Origin of the sequence: Dawidia cretensis (assembly GCF_018598175.1) — a bacterium.
Classification (GTDB): Bacteria; Bacteroidota; Bacteroidia; order Cytophagales; family Cyclobacteriaceae; genus Ohtaekwangia; species Ohtaekwangia cretensis.
In genome coordinates this window covers 88,109-109,245 of sequence record NZ_JAHESE010000012.1, presented here as the reverse complement: position 1 = coordinate 109,245, position 21,137 = coordinate 88,109, and the positions used below count along the sequence as shown (strand labels likewise).

Here is a 21,137-nt window from a genome sequence, read left to right as displayed (position 1 = left end):
AGTTCGCGGAAAAGGAGGAATCGTCGGAAGGGGAGGGGAGCGGCGATTAGGGGGTCAGCAGGTTGAGCATTTCACACGTTTTAAAGGCAGCATCCTGCTCGGCCTTCTTCTTGCTGTTGCCATAGCCCGTGCCCTGGGGCTCATTGTCGACAATCACCTGCGCGGTAAATTCCTTGTGGTTTTTACCCTTCTTCACATTGAGGATTTCGAACCGTACGTCCTTGCCTTCGCGTTGTGCCCACTCGATAATCTTGCTCTTGAAGTTTGAGTTAGAGTTTACAAGCTCCTCCAGGTCGTAATTGGGCCCGATGAGTTTGTCGATCACAAACTTCTTGGTGCGCAGGTAACCTTTGTCGAGATAGATGGCGCCGACGATCGCTTCGAGCGTGTTGCCCAGGATGACCTGCTGCAGGTGCGCGTTCTTTTGGTCGTACTGTACGATGTTGCCCACGCCGATCTTGCGGGCGAGCAGGTTGAGTGTCTCGCGGTTTACAATGCGCGAGCGGATTTCCGTCAGGAAGCCTTCCGAGCGGAAGGGGAATTTTTTGAAGAGGAAATCGGCTACGGCTGCGCCGAGAATCGCGTCGCCGAGGTATTCGAGACGCTCGTTCGATTCTTTATAACCCTGTCCATTTTCTTTCGCAATAGAGCTGTGAACCGTTGCGAGACGATAAAGTTCAAGATTGGAAGGAGTAAAGCCCGCAATGTTTTGTATTGCGCTGACTAACTTCTTGTCGCTCGTCGTTTTTCCTTTCGGAAGCTTAAGGATTTTCCAGACCAAGGTTTATGTCAGTTCATTTTTTTGTCCGGATGCTAATGTAGTAAGAATATGCACGATGGTCAATGCTACTGCCGAAGTCCGTGTGGTTGTATACTCGCCAGGTGTGTGAATAGACCGGCAACCGGCACTATACCGCAAGATGTTATGCTGCTTCTAAAAAGCCATGCCAATATCTGCCGCACGCGTGACGGGCAGAAAACCTCAGGGATATACAGTCGGAATCTCCGGTGATCAGATCTTCTTGAAAAGCACCGAGAAATTGTGGCCTCCAAAACCGAAGGTATTGCTCAAGGCAATATTCACGGGGCGCTCTTGTGCTTTGTTGAATGTCATGTTGAGCTTGGGATCAAGCTCCGGATCGTCCTCGAAGTGGTTGATGGTCGGCGGAATGATGGAATGGTTAATCGCCATGATACACGCGATGCTCTCGATCGCACCGGCGGCACCCAGCAAGTGACCCGTCATCGACTTTGTCGAGCTGATGTTCAGATTGTAGGCGTGCTCACCGAATACTTTCTGGATGGCACGAATCTCGCCAATATCGCCCAGGGGGGTCGATGTACCATGGGTATTGACATAGTCGATCTGCTCGGCCGTGATCTCGGCGTCCTCCAGCGCGTTGAGCATTACCTGGATGATACCGGCCCCATCGGGGTGTGGCGCCGTAATGTGGTAAGCGTCTGACGACATGCCACCACCGATCACCTCGGCATAAATCTTGGCACCGCGTTTTTTGGCGTGCTCGTACTCTTCCAGGATCAGCGCACCCGCGCCTTCGCCCAGTACAAAGCCATCGCGGTTTTTGTCGTAGGGGCGTGAAGCCGTTTCGGGCGAGTCGTTGCGCTCGGAAAGAGCCTTCAACGCGTTAAACCCGCCGACGCCGGCCTCGCATACGGCCGCTTCCGATCCACCCGATACAATGATGTCAGCCTTGCCTAAACGCAGGAAGGTGAAAGCATCGTACAAGGCGTTCGTGGAAGAGGCGCATGCGGATACCGTGACATAGTTCGGGCCACGGAAACCGTATTTAATAGAAATATGACCCGCGCTCAAGTCGGGGATCATCTTCGGAATGAAGAAAGGATTGAAGCGCGGCGTTCCGTCGCCCTTCGTATATACCTTTACTTCCTCCTGAAAAGTAAGTAACCCCCCGATACCTGAGCCCCAAATCACCCCAATGCGATTCGGATTGAGCTCAGCCAGCGGGAGGTTGGCATCTTTTATAGCCTCGTCTACCGCCACCATAGCATACTGCGTGAAGGGGTCCATCTTGCGGGCCTCCTTCCGGTCCATAAAGTTTGTGACATCGAAGTTCTTTACTTCGCAGGCAAACTTTGTTTTAAAGAGACTAGCATCAAAGCGCGTAATCGGGGCAGCTCCGCTTTTACCATTCTTTAGTCCATCCCAGAACTCGGGTAGAGTATTGCCGATGGGTGTGAGTGCACCAAGTCCTGTAACGACTACTCGCTTTAATATCATGCTGATTGGGGTGTGGTTGTAGAAAGACTGTTGTCAATTATTTCTTCACGTTTTGCTCCAGGTAAGAAATGGCCTGGCCTACAGTAGAAATATTTTCAGCCTGATCGTCTGGAATAGAGATGTTGAATTCCTTTTCGAACTCCATGATAAGCTCTACAGTATCGAGGGAGTCAGCACCCAGATCATTGGTGAAGCTGGCCTCAGGAGTAACTTCAGATTCCTCAACACCAAGTTTTTCGATGATGATCTGTTTTACTTTTTGTGCAATTTCAGACATGTTTTTAAGGTTTATGATTTAAAAATCTGTGCAAAGAAAGAGATTTGCGTCAATATTGTCAAACTTTTTTGAACTCGCTCCAAGGGGGTAAAAAACAGTACCAATAGTATAAAAAATGAAAAAAAGCAAGCTGGTCATCGACTATGAATATGACTTCGATCTGCTGGGGTTGACCACGGCTGCCAAAGGCTACAAGTTGGCCTGGGACATGAACCAGACCCTGCACATACAACTCATAAAACAGCCCGATTTGGCCGTTGGCTTCAAAAATAATGACGAAAGGAGCTTTTCTTTTTATGCCTTTGAAACCCAGATCAATCGTTTGAAACTGTTCAAAAACCGCCCATCGGAGGGCGATACGGGAAAGTATTTCCTAATCCCTGAATTTCCTCACTTCGATTTTATAATTTTGGCAGCTATGAAAGATCAGTACGCCCATCCGCAGTTGCTGGAGTTGATCAAGTCCATACCCTCCGTGCAGTTCGCTGCATTTATTCCCATGGAAGGCCTGAAGTCGAAATCAAACTTTATCTTTTAATTATCGGATGCACACTGAAGCGCTCATAGTACCACCATATCCAGAGAAATATTCCTTTTAACCTATGTTAGAAAAAGTATCGTACAACAAGACTAAAATTGTTGCCACTGTAGGCCCTGCTTCCAACTCAAAAGAAATGCTGCGTGCGTTGGTGAAAGAGGGTGTGGATGTATTCCGCCTCAACTTCTCACACGGTAAGCACGAAGATCACCTCAAGGTGATTCAGTTCGTGCGTGAGATTAACAAGGAGATGGGTACGACAGTCTCTTTGCTGCAAGACCTGCAAGGCCCGAAAATCCGTGTCGACGAAATGGAACCCGGCATTATCATCGAGCCGGGACAGGAACTCACCATTACCACGCGTGACCTGGTGGGCAACCGCGAGCTGGTAAGCACCTCGTACAAGAATCTCCCCAACGACGTGGCAACCGGTGACACGATCCTGGTAGACGACGGCAAGATCGAGCTGAAAGTAAAAGAAGTACGCGGTGGAGATGTTATAACAGAAGTTGTCTATGGCGGTCCGCTGAAGTCGCGCAAAGGCATCAATCTGCCCTTTACAAAAGTGTCAGCCCCGTCGCTGACTGAAAAAGATCTGAAAGATCTTGAGTTTGGTATCACCAACGACGTAGACTGGATCGCCCTGTCGTTTGTACGGAAAGCTTCTGATATCCAGCAACTCCGTGAAATTCTGGACGAGCGCAAGTCCTCTGCCCGCATCATTGCCAAGATCGAAAAGCCTGAAGCCCTCAGCAACATCGACGAGATCATCAACCTGACCGACGCCGTGATGGTGGCCCGTGGCGACCTGGGTGTAGAGATCTGGCTGGAAGAAGTACCGATGGTACAAAAGATGCTGGTAGAAAAGTGTAACCGCGTGGGCAAGCCCGTGATCGTTGCTACCCAGATGATGGAAAGCATGATCGAAAACCCACGTCCTACACGTGCAGAAACCAACGACGTGGCCAATGCCGTGATGGATGGCGCTGATGCCGTAATGCTGTCGGCCGAGACCGCCGCAGGTCGATTCCCCATCGAAGTAATCCGCTCCATGGTGCGCACCGTGGCGTCGGTTGAAAAGAGCCCCAATACGTACTACCGCTTCCGCGAAGTACAAAAAGATTCGGCTACGCATATTCACGACAACTTTGTGCTGGCGGCCTGTAAGCTGGCCAAAGACGTAGGCGCCAAAGCCATTGTCGGCATGACACAGTCAGGCTATACAGCCTTCAAGTCATCGTCTTACCGTCCCAATGCTAATATCTTCGTATTTACATCCAACGCTTCCCTACTGACCAAAATGAACCTGGTGTGGGGCACCCAAGCCTACTTCTACGACAAGGTGAACTCAACCGACGAAACCATTGCCGACGTGGAAGAAGTATTGAAGCGCGAAGGTCACGTGACCACAGGCGACATCATCATTGTATTGGCCAGCATGCCGATCCAGGAGAAAGCTCGCACGAACACGCTCAAGATCAACATCGTGAAATAAGAATCACGATCGCCATACACGCAAGAGGCTGCTCCGCACGGGGCAGCCTCTTTTGTTTGATTACGGTTGGGGAGTATCTAATGTTCGCCCTCCAGGCGGGGCACGACAAGAATCACTTCTTCGCGCTCGACCACCACGGCGCCCGCGGGATCGCCTTTGCGCTTGCGCACATACTTGCGCGGTGTGACTACAACCGGGCACAGCGTTTCAGTCTTACGTTTGGAGTTATAGGCAGCCAGCTCGGCGGCGCGTTCGATCACGTCTTTCGGGAAAGGTTTATTCGCCTGGTGTTTAATCAACACATGCGACCCCGGTACGTCTTTGGCATGAAGCCACAGGTCTTCTTTGTAGCCATAGCGCAGCGTCAGTGTATCGTTGCTTTGCGCATTTTTACCCACCCAGATCTTAAAGCCGTGATAGATAAATTCGTGGTAGGGCAAGGGCACTGGCTGCTTTTCTTTTACAGCGAAGACAGGATTGCGACCCACCTCTGCGCGCACCGTCTTCAAGTCGGTCGACGCTTCCAGCGTAGCAATCTCTTGCTTGAGCCGGGCCATTTCTTTTTCTTTGGTCTCAAGCGACTGTTGCAGCCGTTGTATTTCGATGTGCTGGTTCTTGGCCTTGCGATAAAAAGCCTCCGCGTTCTTTTGCGGTGACAGGTCCTTTTTCAGTTTGATGGTAATAGTGTTCTGATCGTTGTAGAAGTCGGGGAACGTGACGGTTTCCTGTCCGGGCTGTAACGTGTGCATATAGGCCATGATCAGATCTGCCCATGTTTTATAATTCGTGTCGCGCTCTACTTCGGCGAGCTTCTCGAAAGTTTTTTGATAATAGTTCTCGCTGCCTTTCAGCTTTTCGCGCAAGGAAGCAATAGCCGCCTGCCGCTCGCGTACAAACGCAGCCCGATGCGTGTACGTGTGAAAAAACTCGTTAATGGCCTCGAGTGGATTGGAAAATTTTCGGAGCGCACCCGGCACGGGCAGCAACGAGAAGTAGACCATACCGTCTGCTTCCACAATAAAGTAGGAATGGTGAAACATCAACTGCTCGCGAACAATCTTAATCAACTGCCAGCGTCCGTCCAGGGATTGTGTATCAAAACCCCGTTGTGAGAGATACTCCCAGGTGACTTTTCCAAAAGTGAAGTAAAGTGCACGAAGATTGCCCTGATGCTGTACGAATGCTTCACCCGACCAGTCGATGGTGCGGCTGAGTGTGGAGAGGTGCAGACCTTCATCGGCAGACATGTTATTGCGGAAGAGCGCGGTCACGGTGTCGTGCTCAAACAACAATACATTTGAGCGGTTAGCGTGCATTTTAAATAACAAGGTGAGGTCGTTACTTAACACCAATGCTATGCTGCGCTCATTTTCAAAAGGGTGCACATCCAGGACACGTTGGCCGATCAGAATCGGGAACAGGTCCACGCTGTTTTTGCGTGCACGATGAAAGTTCGAAGGAAATGAAAGGCACGAGAACGCAGGTTCCAGGCTAGCCTTGATAAAGAATGGCTCGGAAAGGGTCTCAAATCGGACGATAAGTTCGTCTTTGTTCTGGCTGAAACACTCGGATATCACAGTGCCACGCAAGAGCGAGTCAAGCTCATGACTAAGGGGGACGAGAAAGTAATAATTGTTGTGCAACTGGTTGGAATAAAAATGACAGGTATAGGCTTACGAATCAATATCAATCTGAAGGCCGTCGTAGGCCAGCGCGACAGAAGCAGGCAGCTCATGCTGTACCGCGCCATGGAGCCCCAGCTTGTGGCTGATGTGCGTCAGGTACGTTTGCCTGGGTGCAATGCGTTGAATAGTTTCCAATGCTTCGCCCAGGTTGAAGTGCGATATATGGTGCTCGCGTTGCAACGCATTCAGCACAAGTACGTCCGTGCCCCGAAGCCGCTCGAAGGTCTCTTCGGGTATATAGTTAGCGTCCGTGATATAGCTGAAATTGCCGATGCGAAAACCAAACACCGGCATACGCAAGTGCATAACAGGCAATGGCAGAATAGAGATGCCGTTAACGGTAAAGGCATCTTCGTTTATGGGCAGCAGCGTGAGGCGTGGTATCCCGGGGTAGGCCGGGCCGGAGAGGGCATAGGCATACTCTACGGCCAGCTGGTCGAGCGTGGCCTGTGAGCCGTATACCGGCATGTCCATATTTTGTAAAAAATTGTAAGCCCGTACGTCGTCCAGGCCGGCGGTGTGGTCGCGGTGAGCGTGCGTGAAGAGCACGGCATCGAGGCGCTCGATATACTCGCGCAGCATCTGCTGGCGAAAGTCGGGGCCGGTGTCGACCACCAGGCTCTGGCCATCGACGGCGATGTGCAGGGCCGTGCGCAAGCGCTTGTCACGGTAGTCCAGCGAGCGGCATACGTCACACGTACAGCCGATCACGGGCACACCCTGTGAAGTGCCGGTGCCTAGAAACGTTATTTTCAAGCGGCAGTGGTCTGTTGTTCTCCCTCCGAAGCTTGTGCCTGCGGCTCGCCTTCCGGGGTTTCCTCCGGAGCTTGTTCTGCCTGAGCCTGCGGCAGGTTTAACTCCTCGTGCAGCTTACGGCTTTTGTCGGAGAACCTGGTTGGGTCGAGAGTGGTGTTTTTGAGGATATCAAGTAACGCGTTAATCTTTCCTTCTGTGGTAAAGAACTTATTCACGATCATGATCTTCTGGTCTTTCAGCACGCAGTAGCCCGACTTGAAATTGCCCTTCTCATAGCGCAGGGTATAGTCAGACTCCGTCAACATCTCTTCCATTTTTAGCAGAAACTGGGTTGTGTATTTGATCATCGCGGTTGTTGTCTGTTCAGGGGGCAAGATAAGCATTTTAAGTCGAATGGCGCGCCCGCAGAAGCGCCCGGCCATACACATGATGGCGTGGTTTTATTGCGTAATTTGCGGCCTTGAAGCAGGAAAACAAGCATCTGATTGTGGTCGCCGGACCCACTGCCGTCGGAAAAACGGCGGTCGCTATCGCTGTCGCAAAACATTTCCACACCGTGGTGATTTCGGCAGACTCCCGTCAGCTGTTTCGCGAAATGACCATCGGCACCGCCAAGCCCACACCCGAAGAGCAGGCCCAGGTGCGCCACTATTTTGTTGACAGCCACTCGATCGACACGCCCTACGACGCCGCCCAATATGGTCGCGATGCGTTGGCACTGATCGACACGCTGTTCCGCGAGCATAATGTGCTGGTGCTCTGCGGTGGCTCCGGCCTATACATCAAAGCCGTGCTGGAAGGATTTGACGACATCCCCGAGGTGCCTGAATCTATCCGCGCCGAGCTCGTAGCGCAATTCCAGACCCAGGGTATCGGCTGGTTACAAGCGCGCATGGAAGAAGAAGACCCTGCATTGCTAGCCACCATTGACCGCCAGAATCCCCACCGCCTCATCCGCGCGCTGGAGGTAAAGCGCGGCACCGGTCAGTCCATTGCAACTTTTCGTACACAGAGGCAACACATATTGCCTTTCCACGTACATCGGGTAGGCCTTACATTGCCGCGCGAGCAGCTCTACGCCCGCATCGACGCCCGTATGGACGCTATGATCGAAGCAGGCCTCTTTGAAGAGGCCGGGGCGTTGTATCCACGCCGCGTGCACAACGCGTTGCAGACCGTAGGCTACCAGGAGATCTTCGATTGGATTGACGGCCAATACGACCGCGACGAAGCCATCCGGCTGCTGAAACGCAACTCCCGGCGCTATGCCAAACGGCAGCTGACATGGTTCCAGCGCGATGAGGCCATGCGTTGGCATAGTCCGTTTGACCTCGGCATTGTTTTGCATGAGATAGAACAAGCCATGGCCCCCGCGGCCGTATAACGAGAGACGAAGAAGCCCATACACCCGTGACCGAAAAGAAAGTACTCATCATTACCTATTACTGGCCTCCGAGTGGAGGCAGTGGCGTACAGCGCTGGCTCAAGCTGGTAAAATACCTGCCGCAATTCGGCTGCAAACCCTATGTGTTCACACCCGAGAACCCGGCCTTTGCCATTCGCGATGAGTCGTTGCTCAAAGACGTGCCGCCCGAAGCCGAAGTTATCAAGCTGCCCATCTGGGAACCGTACGATGCATTCTTCAAAATGTCCGGTTGGTTCGGCCGCAAGAAATCCGCCAGGCCTACCGACCTCGTGGCAACGGCAGGTCCCAGGTCGTTGTTCCAAAAGCTCAGCACGTGGGTACGCGGCAACATGCTCATTCCCGACCCACGCATATTTTGGGTGCGCCCCGCCGCGCGCCATCTTCACAAATACCTGAAGGAGCACAACATTCCGACCATCATCACCACCGGCCCGCCGCACAGCATGCACCTGATCGGCCGCCGCCTCAAACGCAAGAATCCAAACCTAACCTGGATCGCCGACTTCCGCGATCCGTGGAGTGAATGGGGCCTGCTCGACAGCCTCATGTCCGGAAGCTTCGCACGGAACCAGCACCGCCGCCTGGAGCGCTGCGTGTTAAAAGAAGCTGACAAGGTTATTACCGTCACGCCTTTTTACGTGCGCCAGTTCGAGCACCTCGGCCAGCGCCGCGTGCAGTTACTCACCAACGGTTTTGATACCGACGACTTCCGCGAAGTACAGGTTCGCCCGACAGAGAACTTTGTGATCCGTCACGTCGGGATCATCAACGAAAAGAATAATCCGCGTCCCTTCATGCTAGCCGTGAAGGCGCTGATGGAGGAAGATGCGGCGTTTCGCGAGCGAGTGCGTATCGAGTTTACCGGCGAGGTACATCCGCAGTTTCGGGCGTTTGTTACCGCCGATCCGGTACTGTCCAGCATATCATTATTCATGGGCAATGTACCGCACAAAGAGTTGATGAGCCTTTATGGGCAGTCGTCGTTATTGCTCGTCGTGCTAACAGGATATAAAGACGCAGAAGGCTACTTGCCCGGTAAGCTGTTTGAATACCTGGCTACGGGTCTACCCGTGCTGGGTGTGGGTCCTGAACATGGCGATGCTGCAGTAATGCTGAATGCCACCGGCGCGGGCGCGATGATTGATGACAAAAATCCTGCGGCGATCAAAGCCTTCATTCTGAACGTCTTCAAGCATTGGCAGCAGGGCGAGCTGAAGGCCGCTACAGGCAACGGACATTTACTGTATTCGCGGAAAGAGCTGGCCCGCAGCGTAGCAGCCATGCTGGAACCAGGATCGGAAAACCATAAATGAAGGGTCATGCCTATACCAAAGCTACCACCATACCTATGGCATACCTATACCATACCTATGGTTGACTTATAGTAAGCTTATAGTGAGTATAGTAAAATGAAAGTTGCGAAGCTCGCGCAAGTTTGTAGCCAGTCTTAGACTGGCGTCTCTGCATTAAGGCAACAACAAAGAACTATCCCCATAACTCAAAAATCGATACCCATTCCCCAACGCCTCCTCATAAATCCGCCTCCAATCATCCCCAACCAACGCCGCCACCAGCAGTATCAGCGTAGACGCCGGCTGGTGAAAATTCGTCACCAATCCCTTACAAACCCGGAATGTATACCCCGGCATAATATATATACTCGTATTCCCCGCTAACATATCCGTCTGCAACGCATCCATCCGGGCCAGCACACGCTCCAGCGCCTCCACAGTGGAAGGCAACGACGCGTAATCCTGATAAGGGTCATGCTGCGTAATCACAAACGGCGTATTAGCATCGGCCATCAACCGAACCCCGTACCAATACAAACTTTCCAACGTCCGCATCGACGTCGTCCCCACCGGCACAATAAACCGTCCCGGCTTCAACAAGTTCTCCAGGTTACGGCGAGCCACGAGCACTTGCTCCGTATGCATCGTATGATCAGCAGCATGTTGAACCTTCACAGGCTGGAAGGTCCCGGCGCTGACGTGCAAGGTCAGAAAATCAGTTTGAATGCCTTTGACATGGAGTGCCTCGAGTACAGTCGGGGTAAAGTGCAACCCCGCCGTGGGCGCCGCAACAGCGCCCTCGTGGTGCGCGTAAACAGTCTGGTAGCGATCCCGGTCCGCGGCCTCTGCAGCACGCTTCAGGTAAGGCGGCAGCGGTGTCTCGCCGGAACGTTGAATGATCTCCGCAAAGGCATACGGTGCCGCCCACTCAAAAGCCACCAGGCCTTCCGTGCGGTCCAGCAGTCGGGCACGTAAAGGCACGCCTTGCACGTCCTTTTCCAGCACGGAGCCCTCGGCCCACTTCTTGAGGTTGCCGATGGTACACTTCCAGGTGCTCGACCCCTGGGCCGTCATAGCCTCGGCAATCAGCGGCGACGGGGCCATAGGCTGCAGCAGGAATACTTCAATCGTGGCGCCGGTGTCTTTGGTAAAGTGTAGTCGCGCCGGGATCACCTTGGTATCGTTAAAGAACAGCGAGGTGTTGGCCGGCAGGTAGTCGGATAGGGAGGCGAAGGCCTCGTGCTGGATCGACCCACCCCGGTACAGCAGCAACTTCGACTGGTCGCGTTGCTGTAGCGGGTGGTGCGCGATCCGCTCGGGCGGTAGCGCATACGTGTAATCCTGCATGTCAATGGCCTTCATAGGGCCCAAAGTTACGGCCTGCGCCAGATTTGTCGGGGACAATTTTCATCCCTCCGCGAATTAAATTTATTTTACAGCCATGGCCGTGCACGCAGCATTCATACAGAAAACATTCGAGTTCAATTTCCAGGCGCGTACCTCGCGGGGTCCCATGCATGACAAGATATCGTGGTTTATCAAACTGTGGGATGATGCCGTCCCCGGCGTAGTCGGACTGGGCGAATGCGGCCCACTCCCGGGCCTCAGCATCGATGCGCGGCCGGACTTTGAAGCGATCTTACACGCCACGCTGAAGAAAGTGATGCAGACCGGCGGTCTACAAAACCTGCCGCCAACATGGGTTGAGCAAATCACACCCACAGGCTTTCCGGCCATTACTTTCGGATTGGAAACAGCGCTACTCGATTGGCAGCACGGCGGACGACGGGTGATCTTTGACAATTCCTTTTTCCAGGGCCAATCAATTCCGATCAACGGCCTCATTTGGATGGGCAACCTGGATTTTATGATGCAGCAGATCAACGACAAGGTTGCCAAAGGTTTTACATGCATCAAATTGAAAGTAGGAGGATTGAACTTTGACCGCGAATGCGACGTACTGCAGTATATCCGACAGCGGTATTTTCGGGAGAACCTGACGATCCGGCTGGACGCCAACGGCGCCTTTAAACCCGAAGAGGCGTTGATGAAGTTGGAAGCGCTGGCGAAGTTTACTATACATTCCATCGAGCAGCCCATTAAGCAGGGATTGCCGGAGCTGGCGGATATCATTCGCCAGTCGCCGGTGCCGGTGGCGTTGGATGAAGAGTTGATTGGTGTGGAGGGAGAAGCGCGCGCAGCGCTGATCGAGCGATTAAAACCGGCCTATATCATTTTGAAACCCACCTTGCATGGCGGGCTGTCAGGATGCCGCGCATGGATTGCTGCGGCGGAGCAGCACGGCGTAGGCTGGTGGATTACTTCAGCGCTGGAGTCGAATGTCGGGTTGAATGCAATTTGTCAGTTTACAGCGGAATATAACGCGGCAATGAGTATGCCGCAGGGATTAGGGACAGGCGCTATTTACACCGAGAACATTCCTTCGCCGCTCGTGGTGACCCAGGGAGCAATACGATACGATTCTACGAAGGCCTGGGACGTGGCAATGATTTAGGCAAATCTTCGTGACTTTTGAGCCTGCAACAGGGGGGATGTCTCCGAGTATAGTCCGTGTATTCTCCGAATATAGTCCGAGTTTAGCCCGTTCTAAGAGGACGGAGACTACTCCGTGTATACGCTCGTTTATTTTCGGCCGGAATGGCCATTCACCACCTTAGAGGTAGCGCTTCACATCCTCCGCCGTAACCTCGTCACCGCCCATAATAACAAGCCGCTCTACCACATTCCGCAGCTCCCGAATATTCCCCGTCCAGTTATGCGCCTGCAATGCCGTCAATGCTCCTGCATCAAACGACTTCTTCCGCGCCCCATACTCATCGGCAATGTCGTGCAAAAACTTATCCGCCAGCAGCGGTATATCATCCTTACGATCATTCAACGCAGGCACCTTGATAATAATCACACTCAACCGGTGAAAGAGATCTTCCCGAAACCGGTGCTCTTCAATCTCCTTGCGCAGGTCTTTATTCGTAGCCGCCACCACGCGTACATTCACCGTAATTTCCTTATCCCCGCCAACCCGCGTGATCTTGCTCTCTTGCAACGCACGCAGCACTTTCGCTTGTGCCGATAGGCTCATATCACCGATCTCATCCAGGAACAATGTCCCTCCTTCCGCCAGCTCGAACTTTCCAATACGCTGTTTCACAGCCGAAGTAAACGATCCCTTCTCATGCCCAAACAATTCGCTCTCGATCAGCTCCGACGGAATAGCAGCACAGTTTACCTCGATCAACGGGCCGTCCGCGCGTTTACTCTTTTCATGCACCCAACGCGCCACCAGTTCCTTACCGGCACCGTTGGGACCGTTGATCAGCACGCGGGCGTCGGTGGGAGCGACCTTCTCGATCATCTCTTTCACCTGGCGGATGGGCTCGGAGTCACCCACCATATCAAACTTCTTGGAGATTTTCTTGCGCAGGGTTTTGGTCTCTTTGACCAGGTTGGTTTTATCCAGGGCGTTGCGCAGGGTAATTTCCAGGCGGCCCAGGTCAAAGGGTTTCTGCAGGAAATCGAAAGCGCCTTTCTTGACCGCTTCGACGGCTACGTCGATGGTGCCATGAGCCGAGATCACAATGAAGTTGGTAGCGATGCCCATCTCCTTTACCTTGTCCAGCACTTCGAGGCCGTCCATTTTGGGCATCTTGATATCGCACAGACAGAGGTCGAAGCTGCCCTGCTCGAGCTTCTTAAAACCTTCCTGGCCGTCGGCGGCCTCCTGTACGTCGTGCTCTTTCTCTTCGAGTATTTCTTTCAGAACAGCGCGGATGCGCGCGTCATCTTCAATGATCAGAATCTTGGCCATATCCTGTAAAAGTATTGTATAAAAATTAAACCCACCATACCTCGTCGGTAGGGTGGGTTTAAAAGTGGTAAGCCTGTAAGCCGGGTTCTGTCATCCCTTGCGGGAGTCCTTATCATTTATCTGGGCCTGTCTTCGCAGACAGGCTCTATCAGTCTACCCGTTCCGGTGCTACAGACCGCGAAGCCTGCAGCCAAACGGGCCGCTTGATGCCCGGAACCTATTTGACCTTTCAACGCGTAAGGTTTACCCTGCAACGACTGTCGCCAGCCGCCCGGTGAGCTCTTACCTCACCTTTTCACCTTTTCCCACAAGGATAAATCCCCACGGGTAGTTATTTTCTGTGGCACTGTCTGTTCCCGCGCCGTCACCAGCACAAGACCTTCCCGTTAGGAAGTACGCTGCCCTATGTTGCCCGGACTTTCCTCCCTTTCTGTGACAAAAGAGCGATAAGGCGGCTCACCGCCATAAAGGTACGGCGAAAGCTTGAAAGTAAATAGCATAACCGCCCCAAGGGAATCCCAGGGTTGCTGAAGAATGTCTGAACGACGTTGACTAGTGAATGTCTTTGCCCGTAAGCTTCAGCTCGTAATGGTCAGCGAGCTGCGCTACTTCCTGGATCATCTCCTTCACTTGCTCTTCCGATACAGTCTCCGACAAGCAGGAAGCTTCCACCTTCACATAACCTTCTTCGAGAATAAACTTACTGTAGTCGAAGTGCGCGTTTTGCTCCAGCAGCGCCTTGAGGTCAATGTTGGGAGTAAACTCACATACCTTCGAAGTAAAGAGCGCCTGCTCGCGGCCTGATACCGGGCTGGTCTGTGAACTGGCCAGTACCGTTTGATAACGGCTGCCATTGATGGGCACAACAATCACGGATTTGGTATGGTCGTAGTCGGTGTATTGGCCGCCGATGTGCTCGGCATACTTTTCAACGTACTCCATGAAGCCTGGTAAAGTAGAGATCATATATGGTAGGTTTAAAGTGGATGGTCTATGAAGTTAAAAAAATGGCACCTAAAAGGGCCTGCCACCTGGAGATTTATTTAAATGTTATACCGCCTAAGTTAGAAATAAAATGCGTGAAAACGAGTGCCTCGTGCGGAGAATTCGATGGATGGCGCTGGCACCTTGATCATACTGGCCACAAAAAGCAGCGTGTTCCATACCTTAGACCTCGTTTTAAAGGCCGTCAGGTCGAAGTCCAAAGAAAGATAATATTGCCGATAAGGCGTACCATAGCCCGCCGCCAGGTTCTGCGACGTGCGGGCGTAGACCATGCCCTGCGCACCATAGCCCACGGCCAGGTTAAGCCACTTCGGGAAGTGTATGAACTTGTCTACATCCACCGATAGCCAGTAGGTTTGACCGTTATAATCTTTTAGGATCTCATCCGGCAAACCCTTGCCCAGCGTGTTGGGCCGCTGTGGCGCATAGTCCGTGCGGTGGAAAGAAAACCTGGGGTGTATGCGCACCTCGTTCCAGAGATAAGACTGGCCCAGGTAGAACGCCGAGCCCGCGGCATCGGCAATCAAGTCGCCAGTAGAGGCACCGTAGGCGTCCGAAAAACCATCGAATATTTCTACGGGCACGAGCACGGCAAAGCCCGTCAGCGCACCCCAGAGATCGCCTTTGCGCACCGGCACTTGGCAGGCTTGCAGCGCCCGCGAGGTGCCGTAGCTGAAATAAAAAGCCGAGTAAACATGTCCGAGCTTATCGACCTGTTTCCACTCGGCGTTATCGTTAAAGAACCGAAAAGACTGGCGGCGCGTGTCGGCATACCACAGGTGATTAAGGCCGGCCAGCGCGATGCCATAGCCCGCCGCCCCGCCAATAACCAGGCCGCGTAGCCGGGGTTTATTTACCTGTCGGGCAGAGTCCACTTGTGAAAAGCCGCTGACCGAAAACATGAGCAACAGCAGGCACAGACAGCAGCGTTTACTCCGTGCCGGTGGCATCGTTGTCTTCATCTTCTTTGATTGCGTCACGGTTACCGTTCTTGCGTTCCTCTTCCTGCTTTTTACGACGCTTGCGTGCCGATTGCCAGAGGTCGCGTAGCTCGTTAAAGCTTTGCGTGTGGATAATACTTGCGCCCGTGGTGATCGCGTTTTGGTTGGTGTTCACCGAGCTCAGCATCGGGTTGACGTTGGTGCGGCTATACATTTTTACGCGCAGCTTGCCGTCGGCGGTAAGCATGTAGTCTACCGTCCAGTCACCCGCTACACTGGAAGGATTGGCTTGCGCGTTCGGGTTAGTGCTGTTGGCGGGAGAGCTGGAGGTGTTGTTAAACGTCCCGTCACCCGTTACCCGCAGCCGTCCATTCAGGAACGTATACGACAGCCGCAGCTGGAAGGTGTTGAACGTCTCCTGGTCCATGGAGCCGAGGTCTACGTCCACCACCAGGTCTTCGTCCACCTGGCTCATCCAGTGGCTCAGCTGGTTGGAGAGCAGCTCGCTCAAGCTGTTTACAACGGACCCGCTGGCGTCAAACGACTCCGGCGGCGAGAAGCGACGCAATACGATCAAACTGAATACCTGGCGCTTAAGCTCCTGCTCGTCCAGTTTATTTTTAAACGCCGTGAACACCAGGTCCAGGTTGACGGGTGTACCGCTTTCCGTTTGGACGTTCTTCGGCAGGTCCTTCGCCATGATGTCGAAGTTGATCTCCGGAGACATCATCGGGCCATCCAGGCGCAGCAAAACCTGCACGGGGTATTTACGTTGCAGCTGCGGTGATGCACCGGCCGTCTGGTCGGTAATCGTGATTAAGGGGGCCAGTGACGCCATCTGGTTATACGAAGCATCGATCTCAACCGTGCCCTGGTACGGATTACCATACCATGTGATCCGGCTGCCTTTCTTCACGGAAAATTCTTTATTGATAATGTCGTAGAGCGTAAAGTTATACCACCCCTCGGTGAACTCGAATGGACCAAACATGTTGAACTCACCCTTCGTGTCAAGTTGCAACTTCAAATCACCGTTACCGCGTCCACGAATGATATCGCCCGACTTCTGGTCAAAGATAATCTCGCAGTAGGCGTCGGGTGTTACGTCCAGGTTCAGGTCCAGGGCGAGACCCGTCAGGCTGACGCGATTGCTGAAACTGCCTTCGATCTTTTTGGTGAAGGTCGTATCCTTGAAATTCACGAAGGATATAAACTCTTTCTTGTCGACCGAGGATGACGAACCGCTCAGCGGAATATAGATGTGTGTATTCCGCTCGGTGCGTGCCGTAGAAGTGATGCGCAGGTTCGACAGGGGGCCATTGAAGTTCAGGTCACCCGTGGCATAGGCCTGCCCGTAAAACAAACTGTTGTCTTTGTGCGACGTGTTCAATACCTGGAAGTTGCGGAAGCGCGCATCCAGGTTGATGGTCATGTCGGAGAAACTGTGGTGGTTAATGGTACCGTTGAGGCGTGCTTTGTTGCGCAGCACGTCGGCCAGCTCGATGTCTTTAAAGTATAAGGAAGTCGGCGTAAGCCCGATGATACCCGTAAAACGATACATCGTTTTGAGGTAGTTGATCATGATCTGGCCATCGTCGGTATTACCTTCACCGCGTATAGCCGGATCGTTCAGCGTACCGGTAATCCGGAATTCGCCGGATACCGTGCCACCGATCTGGCTAAAGATCTCGCCCAGGAAAGGCTCGGCAATCTTGAGGTCAGCTTTCTGCAGGCGGGCGGACAGACTCAGCGGACTGTCGGACAACCCCGGTGTATAATGGCCCGTTACGTTAACGATGCGGCTTTGAGAGCGGTCAACAAACAAGTTGATGTCAAACCGGCGCGCCGTGGTATCCCAACGATTTTGCGTGGAGATATCGCCCACCAGAAAATCGTTAATAGTAAAATCTTTTACTTGTAGGGTATTCTGAAATGTAGGCTCCTGGTAGTAATGCGTTACATCCACTTGCGCTTCGGCAATGCCGCGAAACTTCAGGTCGGTCAGTACATCGAGCAGTGCCAGGTCGAGATTGTGGATGTTGAGCGACAGGACTTTGGATGGATCTTCCGAGATCTGGCCATTCACGCGCAGGTATTGTTCGGCGTTCTCCAATGCCAGGTCGTGGAAAGTCCAATCGCTGCCGCGGATGGCCACGTAGTTGCCTGGCATAAACGCCCAATTGCGTTCGAGTATCTTCACGTCGGAAGGAGCCATCGTCACCACGGTGCTGTCGCGCAAGAAGTCAACGCCGCCCTTCAGACGCACATAGTTGTTCTTGCCCTCATGATCGGCATCGAGACCAAAGTCAATGTGGTTCTTGTTCCAGATCGCTTCCGCCAGCAAGTTCTTGGTCTGCAGGTTTTTACTGAGGATTTGCCGCTCAGAGTTTACCGTAAGCATCGAGAGCACGCTGGTGCTGTCGGCGATCTTAGAAGTGGTGAGCTCGAGGTCGGTATTGATAAACACTTTACCCTGGTACTCCAGCGAGTCAAAGGCCGTATATAGGTTGATGATCGTAGTACGCCCGCTCGTAAAGCGGCCGTCGATATGGGTGTTACGTCCCAGCGACAGGTCTAAGTTCAGCAGGTCGTTGATCGGCCGGATATCTTTCAGATCAATCGCGATCTGGGCTTCGTATGATTTAGGCTTGTAGGTCTTTTGCCGGTAATACTCGGCGATCTCGTGTTGGTCATTGCGGATGTTGAGCGAGACTTCCTTCACCAACGTCTGAATATCGTAGGAAATGTCAGAGAAGTTATAGTTACCCTTGGCCTCGACATCGGCCAAAGAAGATTGTACCTTAAAAGAGCGTGTGCCCTGGTCGCGCTGGGCATCCACCAGGACATGATCGAGTTTCAGGTGCTCATGATTATACTCCAGCATCAGATCCGTTACATCGGCGGTACCGCGTAGCGAGTCAAGCGTTAACCCTTGAATGTCGGCTGCCACGCGCGCGTGTAGAAAGAGTGTGTCGCGTGAGAGGTTAAGCTTGTGTAGGTATGCGGTATCGAGCCGCGCGCGAATGCGGATCTGATTACGCCCGTCGCGCAGGTCGATCGAACCCCGCGCGGTGAGCTCGAGATTAGGATCGTTGATCTCCATCAGCCCGCGAAACAAACCCGAGGCAAAGCGGGCGTCCGTACGGATGTTGGTATAGTTGTACTTGTTGACACCGATGGAGCTCACGCGGCCGTTCAATTGAAAATCGGCCGTCTTCTGCGTCAGTCCCGAACCGGCAATCTGACCGTCGAGGCTTACCCGCTGGTACATGGCCGTGTCTTCCAGGTACGTGCCCAGGTCAAAGTTGATCAGCGACACACGCCCTTTGTATACCGAGCGATCGATATCTTCCTCGTTTACTTTTAAGTTGATGTCGGAGCGGATGGTGCCCAGGCGTCCGGAGAACGTGCCGTTTGCAACAAAATCGTTCGGGTAGCCCAGGAATTGCCCGTGCATGGCCAGGTCTCCCATAGGTCGCAGCCGCGCCAGCGTCCGCTCGTTGAACAAAAAGGCAATGTCGTTTGGATCGAGCGTGGAATTGCGCAGGTTGAGAATAATAAAGGTCTCGTTGATGTTCGGTAACCCTTCCATCTCCAACGAACCCATCAACCGCGACCGCCCGATGTCGACTTCCATCTGGGTATACTTGAATTTGTTGACGCGGCCGTTAAAGGTACCGCTGACGGTTAAAGGCTGTCCCAACTGTTTTACACCCGGGGCGAACAGCTCCAGGTCTTCGGGGTCAATGACTGTTTTTGTCAGGTGTGCATGAATGGACACCTCGTCGAAAAAATGACTCAACGCGCGGTGCCCCTGGTAGCGAAAGAGCACGGTATCGGAGATCGTGCTTTGTCCTGCCTGCAAATTGAGACCGGTGAACTCCATGCCCGCCTGTGAGAGCCGGAAGAAGGTCGACAGTTGTTTGACGCTGAACTGTGTTTTCTGATCCTGCGCAATCAACGTGCGCACATAAAACTCCGTGGTATCACCCAACACCACAAAGCTGTTGAGGTGGCCTTCGTCTACAGCCAGGGAGAAGTGACGGTAGTCAAACCCCTGCGGCACGGTATCACTATCCTGGTCTATATAGGTAAACTGGCTGCGGTTCAGGAACGCCTCGCCAATGTTTACCCGCGGCGTGCGACCCGTGCCGCCACCACCACCGCCACCCGACGAAACCTCGTTGATGCGGTCGATAAAGACGTTGATGTTCAGGTTCCGGACAGTATCCGATTCCTGGATCATCGTCACAAAGACGTGTGCGCTGTCGACATAGATGCCGTCGATGTTGATGTCCTGCTGGTGGAAGAGCTGCAAGAGCTTAAAGTTGATGAGAATCTCCCTGGCACCGATCATGCGGTTCTGCTCGGTGTCGTAGACGTTGACTCCCGTCAGCTCCAGGCGGTCGAACCAAAGCATGCGAAAGGCTGTTACGGTGGTCGGAAAACCGGTGACTTGTGTAAAATCCTTTAACAGGCGCGAAACGAGCCAGTTTTGAACGGGTGGCATCTGCAATACCAAAAAGGCGGAGATGAACAGGAACAGAACGGCCGTAACGGAGTAGGCAAGTATCTTCCGAATCCTATTTTTGATAACTTGCAGGTTCATGCTTCATCATATGCGTCCCGTTATCCTTGCCATCGAGTCTTCTTGCGACGAGACTTCTGCCTCCGTGATTAGAAACGGCAAGGTACTTAATAATATTATCGCCTCACAGGCGGTACACCAAAAATACGGCGGCGTGGTGCCCGAGCTGGCGTCGCGTGCGCACCAGCAGAACATCGTGGCCGTGGTAGATGCTGCCCTGGAAGATGCGGACGTGACTAAAACAGCGCTGGACGCCATCGCGTTCACCCGCGGCCCCGGATTAATGGGCGCGCTGCTGGTGGGGGTTTCATTCGCTAAGGGGCTGGCCATGGGCCTGAAAATACCCCTGATCGAAGTCAACCACATGCAGGCGCACGTCCTGGCCCACTTTATCGACGAGCCTCGCCCGTCCTTTCCGTTTTTATGCCTGACCGTCAGCGGCGGCCACACCCAAATCGTGCTGGTAAAAGATTACCTCGACATGGAAGTGATCGGCCAAACCCAGGACGACGCCGTGGGCGAAGCCTTTGACAAAGCTGCCAAGATCTTAGGCCTGCCATACCCCGGCGGTCCCCTGATCGACAAATATGCCCAACAAGGCAATCCACGTGCCTATAAATTCTCAGAGACGGTCATGCCGGGCCTGGATTTCTCCTTTAGTGGTATAAAAACTGCCTTTTTATACTTCCTGCGTGATAAAAAGAAAGACAACCCGGCCTTTGTAGAGGAAAACCTGAACGATATTTGCGCCAGCCTGCAGCATCACCTCGTGTCGATGTTGCTGACCCGTGTGGAGCAGGCCTGTGCCCAGACGGGCATCCGGCAAGTGGCAATTGCCGGGGGCGTGTCGGCCAACCAGGGATTGCGGCAGCGGCTGCAGTCGCTGGGCGAGCAGCGGGGATGGGAAGTGTTTATTCCGGCCTTTCAATACTGTACCGACAACGCCGGCATGATTGCCATGGCGGCTCACTATAAATATCAGCGCGGCCTGTTTGCCCCGCTGAACGTGGCGCCGCTGGCGCGCATGCCGCTGTCGGCATAACCCGTC

At 53.3% G+C, this 21,137-nt stretch carries 17 protein-coding genes and 1 other RNA gene; 6 read left to right on the top strand and 12 right to left on the bottom strand.

Translation table 11 applies throughout. From position 1 onward, the window contains the following. Nucleotides 1-46 precede the first annotated feature (46 nt). The 3 genes from rnc to KK062_RS13920 form a co-directional block, all read right to left on the bottom strand. Nucleotides 47-781 (bottom strand): ribonuclease III, encoded by a 735-nt coding sequence (gene rnc / locus KK062_RS13930; protein ID WP_254084913.1) that lies wholly within the window; start codon nt 779-781, stop codon nt 47-49. A 231-nt stretch (nt 782-1,012) separates the two neighbouring features. Continuing rightward, nucleotides 1,013-2,260 carry a beta-ketoacyl-ACP synthase II gene (fabF, locus tag KK062_RS13925; RefSeq protein WP_254084912.1) on the bottom strand — a complete coding sequence of 416 codons (1,248 nt, stop codon included), beginning with the start codon at nt 2,258-2,260 and terminating at the stop codon, nt 1,013-1,015. A 37-nt stretch (nt 2,261-2,297) separates the two neighbouring features. Next, nucleotides 2,298-2,537, bottom strand: a complete 240-nt coding sequence (locus tag KK062_RS13920; protein ID WP_025537672.1) for an acyl carrier protein — start codon at nt 2,535-2,537, stop codon at nt 2,298-2,300. A gap of 115 nt (nt 2,538-2,652) precedes the next feature. Between KK062_RS13920 and KK062_RS13915 the strand changes: the two genes are divergently transcribed. Together KK062_RS13915 and pyk are read left to right on the top strand one after the other, a co-directional pair. After that, nucleotides 2,653-3,075: an IPExxxVDY family protein gene (locus KK062_RS13915; protein WP_254084911.1), complete on the top strand. Its 423-nt coding sequence runs from the start codon at nt 2,653-2,655 to the stop codon at nt 3,073-3,075. Nucleotides 3,076-3,139: 64 nt separating this feature from the next. After that, nucleotides 3,140-4,570: a pyruvate kinase gene (gene pyk, locus KK062_RS13910; protein ID WP_254084910.1), complete on the top strand. Its 1,431-nt coding sequence runs from the start codon at nt 3,140-3,142 to the stop codon at nt 4,568-4,570. A gap of 77 nt (nt 4,571-4,647) precedes the next feature. Here the strand turns inward: pyk and KK062_RS13905 are convergent, their stop codons facing one another. From KK062_RS13905 to KK062_RS13895, 3 genes are read right to left on the bottom strand one after another with little or no spacing between them, the layout of a single operon-like run. Beyond that, nucleotides 4,648-6,213: an NFACT RNA binding domain-containing protein gene (locus KK062_RS13905; protein ID WP_254084909.1), complete on the bottom strand. Its 1,566-nt coding sequence runs from the start codon at nt 6,211-6,213 to the stop codon at nt 4,648-4,650. 30 nt (nt 6,214-6,243) lie between these two features. Further along, entirely contained in the window at nt 6,244-7,011 is a 768-nt protein-coding gene (locus KK062_RS13900; protein WP_254084908.1) for an MBL fold metallo-hydrolase, read from the bottom strand. Then, entirely contained in the window at nt 7,008-7,358 is a 351-nt protein-coding gene (locus tag KK062_RS13895; RefSeq protein ID WP_317195778.1) for a hypothetical protein, read from the bottom strand. The genes KK062_RS13900 and KK062_RS13895 overlap by 4 nt, the downstream gene beginning before the upstream one ends. Before the next feature lie 113 nt (nt 7,359-7,471). On the opposite strand from KK062_RS13895, the gene miaA reads away from it, so the two are divergent. Beyond that, nucleotides 7,472-8,395 (top strand): tRNA (adenosine(37)-N6)-dimethylallyltransferase MiaA, encoded by a 924-nt coding sequence (gene miaA, locus KK062_RS13890; protein ID WP_254084907.1) that lies wholly within the window; start codon nt 7,472-7,474, stop codon nt 8,393-8,395. A 26-nt stretch (nt 8,396-8,421) separates the two neighbouring features. After that, nucleotides 8,422-9,750 carry a glycosyltransferase family 4 protein gene (locus KK062_RS13885; protein WP_254084906.1) on the top strand — a complete coding sequence of 443 codons (1,329 nt, stop codon included), beginning with the start codon at nt 8,422-8,424 and terminating at the stop codon, nt 9,748-9,750. Nucleotides 9,751-9,903: 153 nt separating this feature from the next. Here the strand turns inward: KK062_RS13885 and KK062_RS13880 are convergent, their stop codons facing one another. Next, a complete protein-coding gene (locus KK062_RS13880; protein WP_254084905.1) occupies nt 9,904-11,091 on the bottom strand; it encodes an S-adenosylmethionine:tRNA ribosyltransferase-isomerase in 1,188 nt (395 codons plus the stop codon). A gap of 79 nt (nt 11,092-11,170) precedes the next feature. Here KK062_RS13880 and KK062_RS13875 point away from each other — a divergent pair, with 79 nt between their 5' ends. Further along, nucleotides 11,171-12,244 (top strand): o-succinylbenzoate synthase, encoded by a 1,074-nt coding sequence (locus KK062_RS13875; protein WP_254084904.1) that lies wholly within the window; start codon nt 11,171-11,173, stop codon nt 12,242-12,244. Nucleotides 12,245-12,403: 159 nt separating this feature from the next. Here the strand turns inward: KK062_RS13875 and KK062_RS13870 are convergent, their stop codons facing one another. From KK062_RS13870 to KK062_RS13850, 5 genes are all read right to left on the bottom strand, one after another. Continuing rightward, on the bottom strand, nt 12,404-13,555 hold the full coding sequence (locus KK062_RS13870) for a sigma-54-dependent transcriptional regulator (protein ID WP_254084903.1): 1,152 nt from the start codon (nt 13,553-13,555) through the stop codon (nt 12,404-12,406). A gap of 60 nt (nt 13,556-13,615) precedes the next feature. Beyond that, nucleotides 13,616-14,018, bottom strand: an RNA gene (gene rnpB / locus KK062_RS13865) — RNase P RNA component class A. An 89-nt stretch (nt 14,019-14,107) separates the two neighbouring features. Continuing rightward, entirely contained in the window at nt 14,108-14,521 is a 414-nt protein-coding gene (locus tag KK062_RS13860; protein ID WP_254084902.1) for a type III secretion system chaperone family protein, read from the bottom strand. Between the two features lie 98 nt (nt 14,522-14,619). After that, entirely contained in the window at nt 14,620-15,522 is a 903-nt protein-coding gene (locus KK062_RS13855) for a DUF2279 domain-containing protein (RefSeq protein ID WP_254084901.1), read from the bottom strand. After that, a complete protein-coding gene (locus KK062_RS13850; protein WP_254084900.1) occupies nt 15,491-20,110 on the bottom strand; it encodes a translocation/assembly module TamB domain-containing protein in 4,620 nt (1,539 codons plus the stop codon). Before KK062_RS13850 ends, KK062_RS13855 begins: the two co-directional genes overlap by 32 nt. Here KK062_RS13850 and tsaD point away from each other — a divergent pair. Further along, entirely contained in the window at nt 20,109-21,131 is a 1,023-nt protein-coding gene (gene tsaD, locus KK062_RS13845; protein ID WP_254084899.1) for a tRNA (adenosine(37)-N6)-threonylcarbamoyltransferase complex transferase subunit TsaD, read from the top strand. The two genes, KK062_RS13850 and tsaD, sit on opposite strands and share 2 nt — an antisense overlap. Nucleotides 21,132-21,137: the final 6 nt, after the last annotated feature.